At 72.9% G+C, this 18065-nt stretch carries 16 protein-coding genes; 9 read left to right on the forward strand and 7 right to left on the reverse strand.

Annotation, left to right across the window (positions count from 1 at the left end):
• Nucleotides 1-107: 107 nt before the first annotated feature.
• The 3 genes from ACWCV9_RS03750 (at nucleotide 108) to ACWCV9_RS03760 (ending at nucleotide 3938) form a co-directional block, all read left to right on the forward strand.
• Nucleotides 108-1094, forward strand: a complete 987-nt coding sequence (locus ACWCV9_RS03750; protein ID WP_450784083.1) for a hypothetical protein — start codon at nucleotides 108-110, stop codon at nucleotides 1092-1094.
• A 42-nt stretch (nucleotides 1095-1136) separates the two neighbouring features.
• Nucleotides 1137-2669 (forward strand): amino acid permease, encoded by a 1533-nt coding sequence (locus ACWCV9_RS03755; RefSeq protein ID WP_450784084.1) that lies wholly within the window; start codon nucleotides 1137-1139, stop codon nucleotides 2667-2669.
• Between the two features lie 186 nt (nucleotides 2670-2855).
• Complete coding sequence (locus tag ACWCV9_RS03760; RefSeq protein ID WP_450784085.1) at nucleotides 2856-3938, forward strand: mechanosensitive ion channel family protein; 1083 nt, start codon at nucleotides 2856-2858, stop codon at nucleotides 3936-3938.
• A gap of 79 nt (nucleotides 3939-4017) precedes the next feature.
• Here the strand turns inward: ACWCV9_RS03760 and ACWCV9_RS03765 are convergent, their stop codons facing one another.
• The 7 genes from ACWCV9_RS03765 to ACWCV9_RS03795 form a co-directional block, all read right to left on the reverse strand.
• Complete coding sequence (locus tag ACWCV9_RS03765) at nucleotides 4018-4449, reverse strand: DUF7144 family membrane protein (RefSeq protein WP_450784086.1); 432 nt, start codon at nucleotides 4447-4449, stop codon at nucleotides 4018-4020.
• Nucleotides 4450-4507: 58 nt separating this feature from the next.
• Entirely contained in the window at nucleotides 4508-4939 is a 432-nt protein-coding gene (locus ACWCV9_RS03770; protein ID WP_450784087.1) for an SHOCT domain-containing protein, read from the reverse strand.
• A 123-nt stretch (nucleotides 4940-5062) separates the two neighbouring features.
• Nucleotides 5063-5707 carry an HdeD family acid-resistance protein gene (locus ACWCV9_RS03775; protein WP_450784088.1) on the reverse strand — a complete coding sequence of 215 codons (645 nt, stop codon included), beginning with the start codon at nucleotides 5705-5707 and terminating at the stop codon, nucleotides 5063-5065.
• A gap of 136 nt (nucleotides 5708-5843) precedes the next feature.
• Nucleotides 5844-6041 (reverse strand): hypothetical protein, encoded by a 198-nt coding sequence (locus ACWCV9_RS03780; protein ID WP_385846256.1) that lies wholly within the window; start codon nucleotides 6039-6041, stop codon nucleotides 5844-5846.
• Nucleotides 6042-6056: 15 nt separating this feature from the next.
• A complete protein-coding gene (locus ACWCV9_RS03785; protein ID WP_450784089.1) occupies nucleotides 6057-7685 on the reverse strand; it encodes an MFS transporter in 1629 nt (542 codons plus the stop codon).
• 104 nt (nucleotides 7686-7789) lie between these two features.
• Nucleotides 7790-10471 (reverse strand): LuxR C-terminal-related transcriptional regulator, encoded by a 2682-nt coding sequence (locus ACWCV9_RS03790; RefSeq protein WP_450784090.1) that lies wholly within the window; start codon nucleotides 10469-10471, stop codon nucleotides 7790-7792.
• A gap of 175 nt (nucleotides 10472-10646) precedes the next feature.
• Nucleotides 10647-11882: a hypothetical protein gene (locus ACWCV9_RS03795; protein WP_450784091.1), complete on the reverse strand. Its 1236-nt coding sequence runs from the start codon at nucleotides 11880-11882 to the stop codon at nucleotides 10647-10649.
• Between the two features lie 464 nt (nucleotides 11883-12346).
• On the opposite strand from ACWCV9_RS03795, the gene ACWCV9_RS03800 reads away from it, so the two are divergent.
• The 6 genes from ACWCV9_RS03800 (at nucleotide 12347) to ACWCV9_RS03825 (ending at nucleotide 18060) form a co-directional block, all read left to right on the forward strand.
• On the forward strand, nucleotides 12347-12805 hold the full coding sequence (locus tag ACWCV9_RS03800) for a DUF6325 family protein (protein WP_450784092.1): 459 nt from the start codon (nucleotides 12347-12349) through the stop codon (nucleotides 12803-12805).
• A 34-nt stretch (nucleotides 12806-12839) separates the two neighbouring features.
• Complete coding sequence (locus ACWCV9_RS03805) at nucleotides 12840-13139, forward strand: SHOCT domain-containing protein (RefSeq protein WP_450784093.1); 300 nt, start codon at nucleotides 12840-12842, stop codon at nucleotides 13137-13139.
• 44 nt (nucleotides 13140-13183) lie between these two features.
• Nucleotides 13184-13543: a DUF4186 domain-containing protein gene (locus ACWCV9_RS03810; protein ID WP_450784094.1), complete on the forward strand. Its 360-nt coding sequence runs from the start codon at nucleotides 13184-13186 to the stop codon at nucleotides 13541-13543.
• 99 nt (nucleotides 13544-13642) lie between these two features.
• On the forward strand, nucleotides 13643-15865 hold the full coding sequence (locus tag ACWCV9_RS03815) for an NADP-dependent isocitrate dehydrogenase (protein WP_450784095.1): 2223 nt from the start codon (nucleotides 13643-13645) through the stop codon (nucleotides 15863-15865).
• Between the two features lie 75 nt (nucleotides 15866-15940).
• Nucleotides 15941-16786 carry an N-formylglutamate amidohydrolase gene (locus tag ACWCV9_RS03820; RefSeq protein ID WP_450784096.1) on the forward strand — a complete coding sequence of 282 codons (846 nt, stop codon included), beginning with the start codon at nucleotides 15941-15943 and terminating at the stop codon, nucleotides 16784-16786.
• A gap of 56 nt (nucleotides 16787-16842) precedes the next feature.
• Nucleotides 16843-18060: a cytochrome P450 gene (locus ACWCV9_RS03825; protein WP_450784097.1), complete on the forward strand. Its 1218-nt coding sequence runs from the start codon at nucleotides 16843-16845 to the stop codon at nucleotides 18058-18060.
• Nucleotides 18061-18065: the final 5 nt, after the last annotated feature.

Genomic DNA, 18065 nt, shown 5'->3' on the forward strand with positions numbered 1-18065 from the left:
GACCGCCGACCAGGACCGGGAACATCACGAACACCGCCCAGGGGAGGGCTGTTGCCACGTCACCCCGCCGCCTCGCCCGCGCCCCCGGGCCCCGGGGCCGACGGCTGATGGCCAGGGAAGGAGCACGCCTCTCCTACGACCCCGCGGGCCCCGACCACGCCCTGCGCGCCGCGCTCCAGGAGCTGCGCACCGGCCGCTGGATGGCCATGCGCACGCTGCTCGCGGAGACCACGCGGGGCTGGGAGTGGACCCGGCGCACCCAGGTCCTCGCGACCGTCGCGGCCGGCAGCGACGTGGTGCGGGCCTGGCTCACGGAGGAACCGGACAGCGTCCACGCGGCGGTGATGCAGGCCCGGGTGGGTGTCGAGCGGGCGCTGCGGGCCCAGCGCGAACGGCACCGCCGTACCCACGAGTTGTGGATCGAGGCCTGGGACGCCGCGCAGACGGCCACCCGCATCGCACCGCGGGACCCGGTGCCCTGGATATGTCTGCTGGCGCTGGCCCAGCTCGATCCGGAGCAGCGCTGGGAGGAGCACCGGGCCGCGCCGCCCGCGCCGCTGCTGCCGCCGGGTCCGTGGGGGCTGCTGGCCGAGGCGCACGCCCGCGACCCGTACAACCGTGAGGCCCACCACCGGATGCTCCAGTTCCTGTACGCGCGCGGCGGCTCGGACCGGCTCACGGAGGCCGCCGGCTACGCCCAGTGGGCCGCCGCCGAGGCCCCGCCGGGCTCCGCGGTGCTTCTGCTGCCGCTGTACGTCCGGGTCGAGCGCTACCGCCGGGCCAGCGGGTACGACGCGGCGCTCGACCTGCACTGGGTGGCCGACGACGCGACCCGCGAGGCACGGCACGGGCTGCGCTCCTGGTTCGACCGGGCGCCGCACGCCGAGGCCTCGCCGCTGGACCTCAACCACCTCGCGCACGCCCTGTGGGGTGCGCTGCTCTTCCCGGACGCGGCCCGGGTGTTCGAGGCGATCGGCCCCTACGTCACCCCCGCGCCCTGGATGTACCGCACCCCGGACCGGGGCCGTGCCATGGAGGTCTTCATCCAGGCCCGGGACCGCTGCCGGGCGGCCGCCGACGACTCCCGTCCGTGAACTCCCCCCGACCGAAGGCACCTTGACTCCGGAGGTTTCCGCATGTCCCCCCGCACTTCCGACCCCGTGCCCGCCTCGGGGCCGCCGCCCCAGGACGAGGAGCAGCGGCTGCGCGAACTCGGCTACCAGCCTGTGCTGGCCCGCCGGATGGGCGGCTTCGGCAACTTCGCGATCAGCTTCTCGGTGATCTCGATCCTGTCCGGCTGCATGACCCTGTACGGCTTCGGCCTGAACACCGGCGGGCCCGCCGTGATGCTGTGGGGCTGGGCCGGGGTCGGCCTGTTCGTCCTGTGCGTGGGGCTCGCGCTCGCCGAGGTCACCAGCGCCTATCCGACCTCCGGCGCCCTGTACTACATGGCCGACCGACTCGGCGGGCGCCGCTGGGGCTGGTACACCGGCTGGCTGAACCTGCTCGGTCTGCTCGGCGCGATCGCCGGCATCGACTACGGCGCCGCGCTGTTCACCGGCGCCTTCGCCAACCTGCGGTGGGGCTTCACGCCGACACCGGGCCGGACCATGCTGATCTTCTGCGCCATCCTGTTGCTGCACGCCGTGCTGAACCTGTTCGGGGTCCGCCTGGTCAGCCTGCTCAACTCGGTCAGCGTGTGGTGGCATCTGGCGGGTGTCGCCCTGATCGTCGGCGCGCTCGCGATCGTCCCCGACCACCACCAGTCGCCGTCCTTCGTCTTCGGGAAGTTCGCCAACGAGACCGGCTGGCACAACCCCCTCTACGTGGCGGCGATCGGGCTGCTGCTCGCGCAGTACACCTTCTCCGGCTACGACGCCTCCGCCCATCTGTCCGAGGAGACCTCGCGCGCCTCGGTGGCCGCCGCGCGCGGCATCGTCCGGTCCATCTGGGTCTCCTGGCTCGCCGGCTTCGTCCTGCTCGCCGGGCTGACCTTCGCCATCCAGGACTACGACGCCACCCGCACCACCGCCACCGGGGTGCCGCCCGCGCAGATCCTGCTCGACGGCCTCGGCACGAACGGCGCGAGCGCGCTGCTGCTCGTCGTGATCATCGCCCAGCTGTTCTGCGGGAACGCCGAAGTCGCCGCGGCCAGCCGGATGGTGTTCGCGTTCAGCCGGGACCGCGCGCTGCCCGGCTCCCACCTGTGGCGCACGGTCAGCGGCCGCACCCAGACCCCGGTGGCCGCCGTATGGCTGTCGGTGGTCGTGGCCGGCGTCCTCGCGCTGCCGTCGCTGTACTCGTCGACCGCGTACAACGCGGTGACCGCCATCAACGTCATCGGCATCACCCCCGCCTACGCCATCCCGGTGCTGCTGCGGCTGCGCGCCGGGGACCGGTTCCGGCCGGGTCCGTGGCACCTGGGCCGCTGGAGCCGGCCGGTCGGCTGGATCGCGGTGGTCTGGGTGGCGTGTGTGACGGTGCTGTTCTGTCTGCCGCAGTCCTCGCCGGTCACGGTCGACACGATGAACTACGCGTCGCTGGCGCTCGCCGTGGTCCTGGTCCTCGCCAGCGTCTGGTGGTACGTGGCCCGCCGGTCGTACGGCACCCCCACCGCCGCCTATGGCAGCGGCCGCGACCAGGAGGAACTCGCGGAGGGCATCATCTGAGCGGCTGTCCGGCAAGCGCCGGTCCGGGTGCGAACTGGTGTGCCGGATACGGCAGGATGAGCGATCGCGCCGGTCACCGGAGTTCCCGGCCGGCGCGATCGCACATCCCGGACATCGAGCAGGTGACACCGTGACGAGACTTCACACCAGGCTCCCCGCAGCCGCTCCGCGCCTCGGAGGTGACCGGTGAACCGCGCCCTGACCCTGGACGACCTGGTCCTCGCCGGCATCGCCCTGGCGGCGGGCCTGCTGCTCGCCTTCCTCTCCCGGGCGGTGCTGCGGTGGCTCGCCAAGCACGCCAAGCGGACCCGCTGGAGCGGCGACGACGTCATCGTGGACGCGCTGCGCTCGGTCGTGCCGTGGGCGGCGATCGCGGGCGGCGCGGCGGCGGCCGCGGCCGTGCTGCCGCTCACCCGGCCCGTCCAGCACCATGTGAACCAGATCCTCGAGGTCGGGGTCATCTTCGTGGTGACGCTGTCCGCCGCCCGGGTCATCGCCGGTCTGGTGCGTACGGTCACCCAGTCCCGCTCCGGCGTGGCCGGTTCGGCGACCATCTTCGTCAACATCACCCGGGTGCTGGTCCTCGCCATCGGCTTCCTGGTGGTGCTGCAAACCCTCGGCATCTCCATAGCGCCGCTGCTGACCGCCCTCGGCGTGGGCGGTCTGGCCGTCGCCCTGGCCCTCCAGGACACGCTCGCCAACCTCTTCGCGGGCGTCCACATCCTCGCCTCCCGGACCGTCCAGCCGGGCGACTACATCCGGCTGAGCAGCGGGGAGGAGGGCTATGTGGTGGACATCAACTGGCGCCAGACGACGGTCCGCCAGCTCTCCAACAACCTCGTGGTCATCCCCAACGGCCAGCTGGCGAAGGCCAACATGACCAACTACACCCGCCCCGAGCAGCGGTTGACGGTGCTGGTCCAGGCGGGCGTGGGCTACGACGCCGATCTGGAGCACGTGGAGAAGGTCACGGCGGAGGTCGTGGCGGAGACCATGCGCGAGGTCGAGGGCGCCGTCCCGGAGCACGAGCCCGCGATCCGCTTCCACACCTTCGGCGACTCCCGCATCGGCTTCACGGTGGTCCTGGGCGTCGGCGAGTTCAGCGACCAGTACCGGATCAAACACGAGTTCATCAAGCGCCTGCACCGGCGCTTCCAGGCGGAGGGCATCTCCGTCCCGGCCCCGACCCGTTCGGTCTCCCTCCAGCAGGGAGCGGTGGTGATCCCCCAGCAGCGGTCGGGCCAGGGCGTCGGCGGCGGAGCGGCCTGAAAACGTCGGCGGCCGGCAGGCCCCTTTCGGGGCCCGCCGGCGCGGGGCGACGGTGTCCGGAGCTGCCCGGACCGGTCCGCTACGGGCTCTCGGGGAACTCGTCCTGCCTCACCACGCACAGGGCCCAGATGATGAAGCCGGACAGGGCGATCATCACCACGGACCACACCGGGTAGTACGGCAGCGAGAGGAAGTTGGCGATGATGACCAGCCCGGCGATGGTGATGCCGCCGACGCGTGCCCACAGCGAGGGCTGGAACAGGCCGAAGCTGACCACCAGAGCGATCACGCCCAGGACCAGATGGATCCAGCCCCAGCTGGTGAGGTCGAACTTGAAGACGTAGTTGGGTGTCGTGACGAAGACGTCGTCCTGCGCGATCGCCATGATGCCGCGGAACACACCGAGCATCCCGGCGACCATCAGCATGACGCCCGCGAACATCGTGAGCCCGCCCGCCCACGCCTGCTTGGCGGAGGAGGTGTGGCCGTGGGTGTGGTGCGTCGTAGCCATGTGCATGCCTCGATTCACACGGGGCGCGGTTCGGCGCCCGTGAGGGGTGGGAAACGGCCTACCGCTGCTGCGGTCCGGCACCGGTGAGGACGAGTTCCTTCGCCCTGCGGAACTCCTCGTCGGTGATGTCACCGCGGGAGCGCATGTCGGACAGCTTGCTGAGTTCGTCGGCGCTGCTGGGCCCGCCCCGGGCGGTCTCCCGGACGTAGGAGTCGAAGGCCTCCTGCCGGGTCCGCGCCTCGTTGATCTCCCGTGCACCCATGCCCTTGCCGCGGGCGATCAGGTAGACGAAGACGCCCAGGAAGGGCAGCACGATCACGAAGAGCGTCCAGCCGGCCTTGGCCCAGCCGCTCAGGTCGTCGTCGCGGAAGATGTCGACGATGATCCGGAACAGCAGGATGAACCACATGATCCACAGGAAGAACACCAACATGGTCCAGAAGGCGCTCAGCAGCGGATAGTCGTACGCGAGGTAGGTCTGTGCGCTCATGTCTCTTTCTCCGTCCGTGGCGCCGGCCCGCCGGGTTCACCAAGCCGGTCCGTGACGCTCTCAGCGTGCACACGCCGAGGACCGCGGCGCCTCACCCGGAGCGGGTGAGGCGCCGCGGTCCGGTCAGTCCATGGGCCCGGCCGCGCCCGGCAGCGCGCCGCCCCTGCGCAGCGCCGCCCGCCACATGACGGCGAACACCAGCTCTCCGACGCCCAGCAGCACGAGCCACAGACCGAGCAGCCTGGTCAGCGCCCGCGCCGACTCCATGGGCAGGACCAGCACGACGACCCCGGCGACGATGCCGAGCAGGGCGACGCCGAGCATGACCCCGCGGTGCGGCAGATCCCGGGCGGCGAGCGCCGTGTACAGCGTGAGGATGCCGGACACCAGCCAGGTGAGCCCGACGATCAGCGACAGCGCCGCGACCGTCTGCATGGGATGGCGCAGGCAGAGCACGCCGGCCAGTACGAAGAGCACGGCCACCAGCAGTCCCGGAATCCGCTCGCCGTGCTCCCGCCCGAACGCCGTCACGAACCGGAAGGCGCCCGTGAGCAGCAGATAGAGGCCGATGAGCACGGCGAGGACGTGCAGGGTCTCGTCCGGCCAGACGAGGACCAGCACGCCCGGTACGAGCGTCGCGATCGCCGACCCGAGGATCCAGGTCCACGAGCGCCCGATCGCCGTGAGCGTCCCGTCGGGATCGGTGGCCGCCTCGCCGGGCAGATACGACAGGCCGCTGCGCGGCGCCTGTCCACGCGACTCGGTCATGGCTCCTCCTCGCGTGATCCGGCCCGCCAGCGGAGCACCGGCGGGGCGGCTTGTGATCCCTCACCCGGCCAGCGTCCGTGCGCGGCCCGCGCCGCGCATCACCCGCGGCGAGTGATCCCGGCCCGGCCCCCCGCGGTCACTCGGGCAGCTGCCGCAGTTCCACGACCCGCAGCCCCAGCGACTGACAGCGGTTCAGCAGGCCGTACAGGTGCGCCTCGTCGATGACCGGACCGAACAGCACCGTCTGACCGGACATCCGCACATGCTCCAGCTCCGGGAAGGCCTGGACGAGGGTCTCCGACATATGGCCGTCGACGCGGATCTCGTAGTGCATGGGCCGTTCTCCCCCTCACTCCCGGGCACCGGCCGCGCCCGCCGAGGCGCCGCTTCTGGACTGCTTCGGCCCCCGGGCCGGCGCGCCCGGCAGATGGCCGGTGACCAGGAAGGCCGCCAGGGTGATCCCGCCGGTGGCGAGGATCGCCGCCTTCAGGCCGTCCAGCTGGGCGGAGGCGTACGAGGAGGTGACGGCGTCCACCTCGGACGGCGGCAGTCCGGCGTCCTGGGCGGCCGTGCGCACCTGGCTGGTGGGCACGAAACTGACCCCGGCCTCCAGGGCGACGCTCGTCTGGTGCTTGGCCTCGGACGACAGCTGGGGGTTGCTTTCCACCTCGGCCGTGAAGGCGTGCACGAGCGCGCCGATGAGCAGCGACCCGATGAGTGCGGTGCCCAGGGCCGAGCCCAGGTTCTGCGCCGTGAACTGGAGGCCGCCGACCTCGCTGCGCTGCTCCTCGCCCACGCTCGACTGGACGACGTTGCCCAGCTGGGAGGCGAGCAGCCCCATGCCGATGCCGAGCACCGCCATCGCCCCGGCGAACTGGGCGTTGTCGATGACCGGGTCGATCGTGGCGAGCAGCCACAGCACGGCCGCGGCCAGGGTCAGCAGCCCCAGCCGGACGACCCTGCGCGGCCCCAGGATCCGGCCGAGCCGGGCGGCGCCGAGGGAGGTGACGAGCATCGTGACGGACACCGGCACCAGCCGCAGCCCGGTCTGGAAGGCGTCGTAGCCCTGCACGACCTGGAGGTACAGGGGGATGGTGAAGAACAGGCCCAGCAGGATGAGGTTCTGGCAGAGCAGGGTGAGCAGTCCCGAGCGCAGCGGCGCCACCCGGAACAGGGACAGGTGCACCAAGGGGTCGGCCGCCGCCGCCTCCCGCCGCCGCTCCGCGTGCACGAAGAGCCACAGCACGGCCACCCCGGCGCCGACCACGAACAGGGTGGGCGCGAACCCGAAGACGGTGAAGGGCGGGTTGCGCGGCTGCACCCAGCCCCAGGTGCTGCTCTGGAGCACCCCGAGGACGCCCAGCCCGAGTCCGGCCGCCGACAGGGCCGCGCCGGGCAGGTCCAGCCGGGGCGGCGGTCCGGTCCGCGCGACCTCCTTGACCACCCGGTGGAACAGCAGCATGACGACCACGACCACGACCTCGCCCGCGAACACGAGCCGCCAGGTCAGATAGGTCGTCACCCAGCCGCCCAGCAGCGGGCCGACCGCGATTCCGGCCCCCGCCAGTCCGCCGATCACACCGTAGGCGACCGCCCGGTCCCTGCCCTGGTAGGACTCGGCGACCAGGGCAGCCATGGCGGGCAGCACCATCGCGGCGCCGAGCCCCTCGATCACCGACCAGCCCAGCGCGAGCACCCAGAGGGTCGGGGCCAGCGCGGTGAGGGCCGAGCCGATGCCGTAGACGACCAGGCCGACGGCGAAGAGGCGGCGGCGGCCGTGGATGTCGCCGAGCCTTCCTCCTATGATCATGAATGCCGCCATGACCAGGGCGTACAGCGTGATGACGCCCTGGATGGCGGTGACCTCGGTGTGGAAGTCCTCGACCAGTTGGCTGATCGAGACGTTCATCACGGAGGTGTCCAGGACCATCAGGAACTGGGCCGTCCCGAGCACCATCAGAGCGCGCCAGTGTCCCATGGTGTCCACCTCGCCGAGTCCTGCCGGCCGGCGGCCGGGAACTCGGCCGCCCCCCTCATCGCAGCGTCAGGCGTGTGGGCCGCGCCTCACCCGTCGCGGGGGAATCATCCGGCGGGAGGCCGGATCAGCCCGCGGTCGCGGGCCCGGCGCACCGCGGCGCCGCGCCCGTTCACGTCGAGCTTCCGGTAGACGCTCTTCAGGTGGGTCTTCACCGTGTTGACGGAGACGTACAGGTCGGCGGCGATCTCCTCGGTGGACATCAGCTGGGCCAGCCGGTCCACGACGTCGCGCTCGCGCCCGCTCAGCTCCTCGACGACCAGGGGCGGGGCATCCCCGGCCGCCTCCCGCCCGGCATCGGCCACGGGGCGGTCCGGGACGAGCCACCCGGCGGCCAGGCCTTGCAGGGGCGGGGTGTCCAGCAGGCGCCGGATCCGCGGTCCGGCTTCGAGGAAGGGCCGGCGCAGCCGCTCCCGGCGGGCCTCCCGCAGGGCACGGGCGAGCAGTCTGCGGGTGGTGTCGACGTCCGTCTCCTGCGCGGCTCCGGCGCGCACCAGGGCCGCCTGTACGGTCGCTCGCGGGCCGGTGCTGCCCGCCGGCATGTGGTCGAGCAGGTCGATCGCCGCCCGGTGGTTGCCGGCGGCGAACTGGGCCCAGGCCAGCTCCGCCGTGCACACGGGTTCACCGTCGCAGGCGACGTCGTCCAGCACCTTCACGGCGCTGTCCGGGCGGCCCTCGGCCAGCTGGGCCGCGGAGGCGACCAGCGCCGTCTGGGCCTCGGCCCAGGGGGAGGCCACCATGGCCGGGACCGTGAGGCCGGCGGCCGCCGCGGCCGCCTGCGGTTCGCCGCGCGCCAGCAGCAGCCGGGCCGTGACCAGAGAGCGGCCCGCGGCGGTGACGGGATCGGCCGGGCAGGCGCAGCCGTCCGCCTCGCCCAGGAGCGTCTCGGCGTGCCGGAGTTCGCCGCGGTCGACGGCGACCGCCGCGAGGACCAGCTGCCCCAGGTCCGCGCCGGAGCAGCGGGGGCGGCACAGGCCGAACTTCTCCGTCTCGCGCAGCGCCGCCTGCGCCGTGCGCTCCGCCCGGCACAGTCGGCCGTTCAGGTAGTCGATCAGCGCCAGCTGCCCCAGGGAGTCCTGCCGCGGCAGTGCGGTGGCGACACCGCTCGGGAAGCCGGCGGCCTCGGACAGGGCGGCCCGCGCGTCGTCGAAGCGCCCGGCCCACAGCCGGGCCGAGCCCAGGTGGGTCAGCAGCAGGGCCTGGAACTCGGGGTGGTTCTCCAGGAGTCGGGCGGAGACCTCGCCGCGCAGTTCCTCGGCCGTCGCCACGGCCCGCTCCGCCATGCCCGGCGAACCGGTCAGCCGGGCCGCCAGGGATTCCAGCAGCACACAGCTCATCCGGCCCGCGGCATCGGCCGGCCCCGCGGCCAGCCGGCCCTCGACCCGGCGCAGCCGGATCAGGCCGCGGTCGGCGTCGCCCACGGACAGGTCGTGCGCGGCGCGCACCAGCTCCGCCGCCGCGCTCGTCGGCTCGGGGCCCATCCGCGAGAACAGCTCGGCGAGGTCGTCCGCGCGCAGGCCGGTGAAGAGCTGGCCGATCGCCAGGTCGTCGACGAGGGCCTGGGCGGCGAAGTTCCAGTCACCCGCCGCAGCGCCGTGCGTCAGCGCGTCGGGCAGGGCGCCGGCGGCGCGCAGCCACCGCGCGGCGCGCCGGTGGAGTTCTGTTTCGAGCCCCGGCGAACGGGCCCTCAGATGGGCCCGGAGGATCTCGCCGAACAGCGGGTGCAGCCGGTACCACGAGTGCCCGAGGTCCTCCACGAACGCGTTCTGGCCGTGCAGTTCGGCCAGGGTCCGCTCGGCGCCGCCGCGCCCGGTCAGCTCCGCCACCAGGGCCGGGGAGAACCGCTCCACGACACTGACGCGCAGCAGCAGCTCCTGGGTGCGCGCCGGCTGCCGTTTCAGCACCTCGGCCAGCAGGAAGTCGGCGATCGTGCTGCGGTCCGCCTCGAAGTCCGTCAGATACGTGTCGGGGTCCGGGCTCTGCCGGGCCGCCAGGGCGCACAGCCGCAGTCCGGCGGCCCAGCCCCGGGTGCGCGCCAGCAGGGCCTGGACGGCCTGTGCGGGCAGCCGCAGTCCGTGCAGCTCCAGCAAGGCGGCGGCTTCCTCGGCAGTGAAGGCCAGCTCGGCGTCGCGGATCTCGGTCACGGTCCCGGCCGCCCGGTAGCGGTGCAGCGGAAGCAGCGGCTCGGTGCGGGTGACGAGGACCAGGCGCAGCCCCTGCCCGGCGTGGTGCAGGACGAACTCCAGCTCCTCCGCGATCCGCGCGGAGACCACCCGGTCGAACTCGTCGAGCACGAGGACGACGGGCCGCTCGCGCGCGCTCAGCTCACCGGCGAGCCGGGCCAGCAGGTTGCGGTCCACCCGGCCCGCGTCCGCCGGACAGCCGACGGCGGCCGTCAGCGGTACGCCGGCGGCGCGCAGGGACTGAAGCACATAGGCCCAGAACATTCCGCTGCCCTGGTCGCCCGCTTCGACGGTGAACCAGGCGACGGGCTGTCCGAGCCGGGCGGCCCAGTCCGCGACCAGGAGGGTCTTGCCCGCGCCCGCCGAGCCGTTGACCATCGTCAGCGGTGTTCCGAAGGCCTGGTCGAGGTGTTCGGTGAGCCGTCGGCGGAGCAGAAAGGTGGCGGGCCTGGCCGGCAGCGCGAACCGGGTCCGCAAGAACGGCTCTCCCAGCGGATCGACGTGCTCTCCGGCCGATCTCCTCGTGTGCTCCTGCCTGGTAGCCACAGGGTCACCACCCTGTCCCTCGGGCCCATGGAGAGGCTTTTGTCTGTCATTACCCAGTTTGCCGGTCCGGGCGTGGCTCGCACATGGACCGGTCGGGCCCTCCGTCCGTCCATCCGTCCCCGGACCGGGCGCAGCGGCCCCCGGTGTGCCCCGGTCCGGGGACGCCCGGCCGCCGTCAGTGCTCGCCCGCGGGCGGTTCCGGCTTGGTCCGTGCCGCCTCCAGCTGCACCCGGCCCCCGGCCGCCAGCAGCGCGAGCAGCGCCAGGATGCCGAGCAGCACCAGGACCAGCAGCAGCACCGTGAGAGCCGTCGGATGGTTCCACAGCGCGAAGACGAGCGCGATGATCAGCAGGCCGGCGAGGGCGATGGCCCGGCGGTAGGCCAGTGCCCAGGCGCCGACCCGCCCGGCGTGGATGTGGTGGCCGGCCGCCCAGCGCGCCGCGGAGTCCGCCGTGTGGTCGGAGTAGCCGCGCACGGCCACGGGCAGCCGGCCCGGTCCGACGAGATAGGCGCCGAGAGCGATGACCACCCCCAGGACGACGGCCGTACGCAGGCTGACCCGGAGGAACCTGAGGAGGGTGTCGAAGACGGCGGCGGCGGCCGCCTTGGACTGCACCTGCGGCGGCAGATGGTCGAGGTAGTAGCGGCGGGCCACGACCAGCGCGATGGCCACCACCAGGCAGGCGAAGGCGGCGCCCAGCGCGGTGCGGGCGAGGGCCCGGCGCCGGTGGCGGGCCAGGAAGACTCCGGCGACGCCCAGCAGGACGACCAGCACCGGCATCCAGTTCCCCACGACGTCGAGGAGGTGGGCGCCCTTACGGAACTTGGCGAGCTGGTCGGAGTGGAACAGCACCAGCTGCTTGTTCACCTGCGGGATCTTGGCGGCGGGCTTCAGACCGGCGTCCACCAGCTCCGTCTTGACCCGGTCGACGGCCGTGCCGACGTCCAGGGTGACGGTGCCGTCGCTGACCCCGACCGCACCGCGCCCCTCACCGGTCAACGCGTGGACGACGGCGTTGTGGGCGGCGCGGTTGGCGTTGCGCCACACCGTGGCGAAGGCGTCGCCGTGGACGACACGGGAGGCGATCTTGGTCACCGACGCGTCCACGGCGGAGTCGATCTGCGGTCCGAGCCGGCTCACCGCGTCGGCGGCCAGCGGCGGCAGTCCCTGGGACTGGAGCCAGGAGGCGATCTCCCCGGCGACCTGCTTGCCGTCCACGCGGGTGCCCACGGCCTCGGTGATCCGGTGGACCGCCGCGTCCTGGACGGCGGGTTCGGTGGCCAGCGGTGCCACCGTGGCGACGTAACGGTCGGTGTCGAGCACGATGTCGTGCACCCAGGTGGCGAGGAGCGCGACGGGGACGAGGATGCAGGTGAGCACGATGAGCACGGCGGAGGCGGTGCTCCGCACGGCGCGTCCGGCGCCGCCGCCCGCCGACCGGCCCCCGGGCGTCCCCGGCCGTCCGCCTCCGCCCCCGGCCCCGCCCCCGGAACTCGCGCCACGGTCCCGCGGCGGCCCCGGCGGTCCCCCGGCTGCGGGACCCGCCGCCTCCGCACGGTTCCGGTCCCGGTCGGGGTCCTGCGGGTTCGGGGCGGACCGGTCCCGGTCGGGCTCCTGCGGGTTCGGGGCGGGCGGCTCGGTCACGGGACCCTCCGGCGGGGCGATGGCCTGGACACCCTCCATTCCGTCAGTCCCGCCGCCGCTCCGCGCGCCGGAGTGGCCCGCACGGGCGAGTCCGTTCACCGTCCGCGCATCCCTGGTCACCGCTCCGCCCGCAGAAGTGCGGGCCCCTTCCGCGCGTGCTGGACTGGGGGAAACGGCGTTCTGACGAGTGTCGGCCGTACCGACTCCGATCCTTCTCGTGAGGAGAGGCCATGGACAGCGTCGAAGAGATGGGACCCGTCGACTACCTGGTCATCGAATTCGTCGGCAACCGCATGACGGGGGAGGCGTTCCCGCTCCTGGTCGATCTCGCCGAACGCGGCATCATCCGGATCATCGACCTCGCCTTCGTCCGCAAGGAGACCGACGGCACGACGACCGGTCTGGAGCTGCGGGACCTCGGCGACACGATCGATGTGTCGGTCTTCGAGGGGGCCTCGGCCGGCGTGCTGGACCAGAGCGACCTCGAGGAAGCCGCCAACGCCCTGGAACCCGGCAACTCGGCCGCCGTGCTGGTGTACGAGAACCTGTGGGCCGCACCGCTGGCCGCCGCGCTGAGGCGCAGTGGGGCACAGCTCGTGGCCAGCGGCCGTATCCCCGTCCAGGCCCTGCTGGCGGCCCTGGACGCCACGGAGGAGCCGGTGCCGCCCGGCGGCTCCGCGGCCGCCTGAGCACCCACGCATCGACACAGGGAGATGACCGCACATGCCCGGACTGCTTCGGGGAGTAGCGCGCACCGCCGTCGTCGCCGGAACGGCGACCGCCGTGTCCAACCGCGTCTCGCGGCGGCAGGCGGGCCGCTGGGCGCAGCAGGACTACGAGCAGCAGCAGAGCCAGGCTGCACCGCAGCAACCGCCCCCGCCCCCACCGCCGCCGGCTGCGCCCGCCGCCGACGACGACATGAGCCAGAAGATCGACCAGCTCAAGCAGCTGGGCGACATGCGAAGCCAGGGAATTCTGACCCAGGAGGAGTTCGAGCAGCAGAAGCGCCTGCTGCTGGGCTGACCCCCGAGCCGAACTCCCCGCACCCGCCCGTCCCGGAGCCAGGCTTGCTGGACCGGCGTCTGGACGCCCTCGCCCGCCAGCCGTTCCGGGCCCGGTTCCGGCTGCGTGGCCGGGACCGGGCGACCGCGGAGCTGAAGGGACCGGCGACGGTGCGCCGGCACGCGTACGACCTGATCGCCAGGCGTCTGGCACCGGCCGAGCCGCACAAGGACGGCCGGCAGACCCCCTACCGCGGCCACCCGGTCTTCGTCGCGCAGCATGCGACCGCCACCTGCTGCCGGAGCTGTCTGGAGCGCTGGCACGGCATCCCGAAGGGGCGGGAGCTGAGCCGCGCGGAGCGGGACTACGTGGTGGCCGTGATCTGCCGGTGGATCGAGCGGGAGATGACAGCCGGGCCCGGCTGATCGAAATCGGACGCCCGTGAGCGGACCCCTGTCGAGTCGGACCCGATCACGAGATATCTTGATGTCGAGCAATGTTGCAGACGTGGAGCGGAGCACCCGGTGACTGACTCGACCATCATCTACACCTACACTGACGAGGCCCCGGCCCTGGCGACGCATTCGTTCCTGCCGGTGATCCAGGCCTACGCCGCGCAGGCCGGTGTGCCCGTGGAGACCCGGGACATCTCGCTGGCCGGACGCATCATCGCCCACTTCCCGGAGTACCTGAACGAGGACCAGCGCATCCCGGACGCCCTGGCCGAGCTGGGTGACCTGGCCAAGACGCCCGCCGCGAACATCGTCAAGCTGCCGAACATCTCGGCGTCCATCCCGCAGCTGCGCGCCGCCGTCGCCGAGCTCCAGGGCAAGGGCTACGCACTGCCGGACTACCCGGACGACCCCAAGACCGACGAGGAGCGCGAGATCCGCGCCCGCTACGACAAGGTCAAGGGCTCCGCCGTCAACCCGGTCCTGCGCGAGGGCAACTCCGACCGCCGTGCCCCGGCGTCGGTGAAGAACTACGCCAAGACCCACCCGCACCGCATGGGCGCCTGGACCGGCGAGTCCAAGACGAACGTGGCGACCATGGGCGAGAACGACTTCCGCTCCACCGAGAAGTCGACCGTCATCGCCGAGGCCGGCACGCTGCGGATCGAGCTGGTCGGCGAGGACGGCACCACCACCGTGCTGCGCGAGTCCGTGCCGGTCCTGAAGGACGAGGTCGTCGACGCCTCCGTGATGCGCGTCGCCGCGCTGAACCGCTTCCTCGCCGCGCAGGTCGCGCGCGCCAAGGAGGAGGGCGTCCTGTTCTCCGTGCACCTGAAGGCCACGATGATGAAGGTCTCCGACCCGATCGTCTTCGGCCATGTGGTGCGCGCCTTCTTCCCGAAGACGTTCGCGAAGTACGGCGAGACCCTCAAGGCCGCCGGCCTCACCCCGAACGACGGCCTCGGCGGCATCCTGAAGGGCCTGGAGAACCTGCCCGAGGGCGCCGAGATCAAGGCCTCCTTCGACGCCGAGCTGGCCGAGGGCCCGGCCCTCGCGATGGTCGACTCCGACAAGGGCATCACCAACCTGCACGTCCCCTCGGACGTCATCGTCGACGCCTCCATGCCGGCGATGATCCGCACCTCCGGCCACATGTGGGGCCCGGACGGCGAGGAGCACGACACCCTCGCGGTGCTGCCGGACTCCTCCTACGCCGGTGTCTACCAGGCCGTGATCGACGACTGCCGCGCCCACGGCGCCTACGACCCGTCCACCATGGGCTCGGTGCCGAACGTCGGCCTGATGGCACAGAAGGCCGAGGAGTACGGCTCCCACGACAAGACCTTCGAGATCCCGGCCGCGGGCACGGTCCGCCTGGTCGACCAGAACGGCGACGTCGTCCTGGAGCAGCCGGTCTCCGCCGGCGACATCTTCCGCGCCTGCCAGACCAAGGACGCCCCGATCCGCGACTGGGTGAAGCTGGCCGTCACCCGCGCCCGCGCCACCGGCGACCCGGCCGTGTTCTGGCTGGACGAGGACCGCGCCCACGACGCGCAGCTGATCGCCAAGGTCCGCCAGTACCTGACGGAGCACGACACCGAGGGCCTGGACATCCGCATCCTGCCCCCCGTCGAGGCCACCAAGCTGTCGGTGGAGCGCATCCGCCGCGGCGAGAACACCATCTCGGTGACCGGCAACGTGCTGCGTGACTACCTGACCGACCTGTTCCCGATCCTGGAGCTGGGCACCAGCGCCAAGATGCTGTCGGTCGTCCCGCTGATGGCGGGCGGCGGCCTGTTCGAGACGGGTGCCGGCGGTTCCGCGCCGAAGCACGTCCAGCAGCTGGTCAAGGAGAACTACCTGCGCTGGGACTCGCTCGGTGAGTTCTTCGCGCTCGTCCCGGCCTTCGAGCAGTACGCGGCGGCCACCGGCAACACCCGTGCCAAGGTGCTGGCCGACACCCTCGACCGCGCCACGGCGACCTTCCTCAACGAGGACAAGTCCCCGACCCGTCGCGTCGGCGGCATCGACAACCGCGGCAGCCACTTCTACCTGTCCCTGTACTGGGCGCAGGAGCTGGCCCGGCAGACCGACGACGCCGACCTGGCCAAGGCGTTCGCGCCGCTCGCCGAGTCCCTCGCCGCCGACGAGCAGAAGATCGTGGACGAGCTGATCGCCGTCCAGGGCTCGCCGGCCGACATCGGCGGCTACTACCAGGTGGACAAGGCCAAGGCGGACGCGGTCATGCGCCCGTCGGCCACCTGGAACGCCGCGCTGGCGTCCCTGAGCAGCTGACGCCCGCGGCGCTCCGGCTGCCCGCCTGAGCCCGCACTCCGCCCCCGGCCGGTGTCTTTGGCCGGGGGCGGAGGCATGCCGGCACCTCGGTCCCGCACCGCCGTCCAGCAGTACGCCCCTTCGCCGCCCCCGGAGCCGCCCGTGTCCTCGTACGAACTCCTTCCCGGCGCCCCCGACTCGCCGGTCCTGCTGCACATACCGCACTCGGCACGGACGGTCCCCGCAGAGGTGCGGGCCGGGATCGTGCTGAGCGACGCGGAGCTGGAGCGGGAGCTGGACCACATCACCGACGCGCACACCGCACAGCTCGCCGAGCGGGCGGCCGGGCTGGCCGGGGTGACGCCCTGGCGGTTCGTGAACCGGCTGTCGCGGCTGGTCGTGGACCCCGAGCGGTTCCCGGACGAGCGTGAGGAGATGCTCGCGGCCGGGATGGGGGCGGTCTACACCCGCACCACGCACCGGGCGGAGCTGCGGCCCGCCGACACCGATCCGGAGCCGCTGCTCGCCCGGTACTTCCGGCCGTACGCCCGGGCCATGACCGAGGCGGTGGCGGACCGGCTGGCCGCCACCGGGCGGGCCGTCATCGTCGACGTGCACTCCTACCCCAGCCGGCCGCTCCCCTACGAGCTGCACGGCACCGGTCCGCGGCCGCCCGTCTGCCTGGGCACGGACGCCTTCCACACCCCGCCGGAACTGGTCGAGGCGGCCCGCACGGCGTTCGCCGGCTGCGGCGGCACCGGGCTGGACAGCCCGTTCGCCGGGACGTACGTACCGCTGGAGTTCTACGGCACGGACGCGCGGGTCGGCGCCCTGATGGTGGAGATCCGCCGGGACCTCTACATGACCGAGCCGGGCGGCGCGGCCGGGCCGGGGCTGGAGCGGCTCGCCGGCGCGCTGGCCGCGCTGGTGGACGCACTGTAGCCCGGGTGGAGCACGTCCGCAGGACAGTGAGCGGGGCCCGTACCAGGGTGGTGGGCATGACCGAGGAGATCACGCTGGCCGGCCAGGCCCCGCCGCCCGAACGGGTCTGGCCCGCACTCGACCTGGACGGCCCGGACTTCGACCCGGTCCTCGCCGACCTCATGCGCGAAGGTCCGCTGACCCGGATCAGGCTGCCGTTCGGCGAGGGCTGGGCATGGCTGGCGACCCGCTATCACGACGTACGGCTGATCACCAACGACCCCCGGTTCAGCCGCGCGGAGGTCACCCGCCGTCAGGTGACCCGGATGGCGCCCAACTTCGCGCCCCGGCCGGGCTCGCTGGCCTGGGTCGACCAGCCCGACCACAACCGGCTGCGCAAGCCGGTCGCGGCGGCCTTCACCGTGTCCGGGATGAAACGGCTGCGGCCGCGCGCCCAGGCGATCCTGGACGAGCTGATGGACGGCGTCGTACGCGACGGTCCCCCGGCCGACCTGGTCGAGCGGGTGCTGGAGCCGTTCCCGATCATCGTGGTCAGCGAGGTGATGGGGGTGCCGGCCGCCGACCGGGACCGGGTGCACGCATGGACCCGGGAGATCATCTGCACCACCGGGGCGGAGGCGGCCGGCGAGGCCAAGAACGGGCTGTACGGCTGGATCACCGCGACCGTGCGGGCCCGCGCGGACAGCACGGGCGAGGACGTCTACTCGCTGCTGGGCCGGGCCGTGGCGGCCGGTGAGATCCGCGAGGAGGAGGCCGTCGGGCTGGCCGGTCCGCTCCAGATCGGCGGTGAGGCGGTCACGCACAACTGCGGGCAGATGCTGTATCTGCTGCTGACCCGCCCGGAGCTGATGGAGCGGATGCGCTCGCGGCCCGGGGAACGCGGACCGGTGCTGGACGAGCTGCTGCGCTGGATCTCGCACCGCAGCTCGGTGGGGCTCGCCCGGATCGCGCTGGAGGACGTGGAGATCGCGGGCCACCGGATCGCGGCGGGCGATCCGGTCTACGTCTCCTATCTCGCCGCCAACCGCGACCCGGACGTCTTTCCCGACCCGGACCGCATCCACCCCGACCGCGAGCCCAACCCGCACCTGGCGTTCGGCAACGGCCCGCACCACTGCACCGGCGCGGTGCTGGCCCGGCTCCAGCTGGAGCTGCTGGTGGACACGGTGCTGGACCGGCTGCCCGGACTGCGGCTCGCGGTGCCGCCGCAGGAGGTGCGGTGGCGGCACCGGACGATGATCCGCGGCCCGCTGACGCTGCCGGTCACCTGGTGAGGGCG

The sequence above is a fragment of the Streptomyces sp. NPDC001606 genome (genome assembly GCF_053596835.1).

Coding starts and splice junctions, on each gene's coding strand:
- ACWCV9_RS03825 (WP_450784097.1), top strand. CDS start 16,843: ATGACCGAGGAGATCACGCTGGCCGGCCAGGCCCCGCCGCCCGAACGG.
- ACWCV9_RS03785 (WP_450784089.1), bottom strand. CDS start 7,685: ATGGGACACTGGCGCGCTCTGATGGTGCTCGGGACGGCCCAGTTCCTG.
- ACWCV9_RS03805 (WP_450784093.1), top strand. CDS start 12,840: ATGCCCGGACTGCTTCGGGGAGTAGCGCGCACCGCCGTCGTCGCCGGA.
- ACWCV9_RS03820 (WP_450784096.1), top strand. CDS start 15,941: ATGCCGGCACCTCGGTCCCGCACCGCCGTCCAGCAGTACGCCCCTTCG.
- ACWCV9_RS03765 (WP_450784086.1), bottom strand. CDS start 4,449: ATGGCTACGACGCACCACACCCACGGCCACACCTCCTCCGCCAAGCAG.
- ACWCV9_RS03750 (WP_450784083.1), top strand. CDS start 108: ATGGCCAGGGAAGGAGCACGCCTCTCCTACGACCCCGCGGGCCCCGAC.
- ACWCV9_RS03800 (WP_450784092.1), top strand. CDS start 12,347: ATGGACAGCGTCGAAGAGATGGGACCCGTCGACTACCTGGTCATCGAA.
- ACWCV9_RS03755 (WP_450784084.1), top strand. CDS start 1,137: ATGTCCCCCCGCACTTCCGACCCCGTGCCCGCCTCGGGGCCGCCGCCC.
- ACWCV9_RS03770 (WP_450784087.1), bottom strand. CDS start 4,939: ATGAGCGCACAGACCTACCTCGCGTACGACTATCCGCTGCTGAGCGCC.
- ACWCV9_RS03780 (WP_385846256.1), bottom strand. CDS start 6,041: ATGCACTACGAGATCCGCGTCGACGGCCATATGTCGGAGACCCTCGTC.
- ACWCV9_RS03775 (WP_450784088.1), bottom strand. CDS start 5,707: ATGACCGAGTCGCGTGGACAGGCGCCGCGCAGCGGCCTGTCGTATCTG.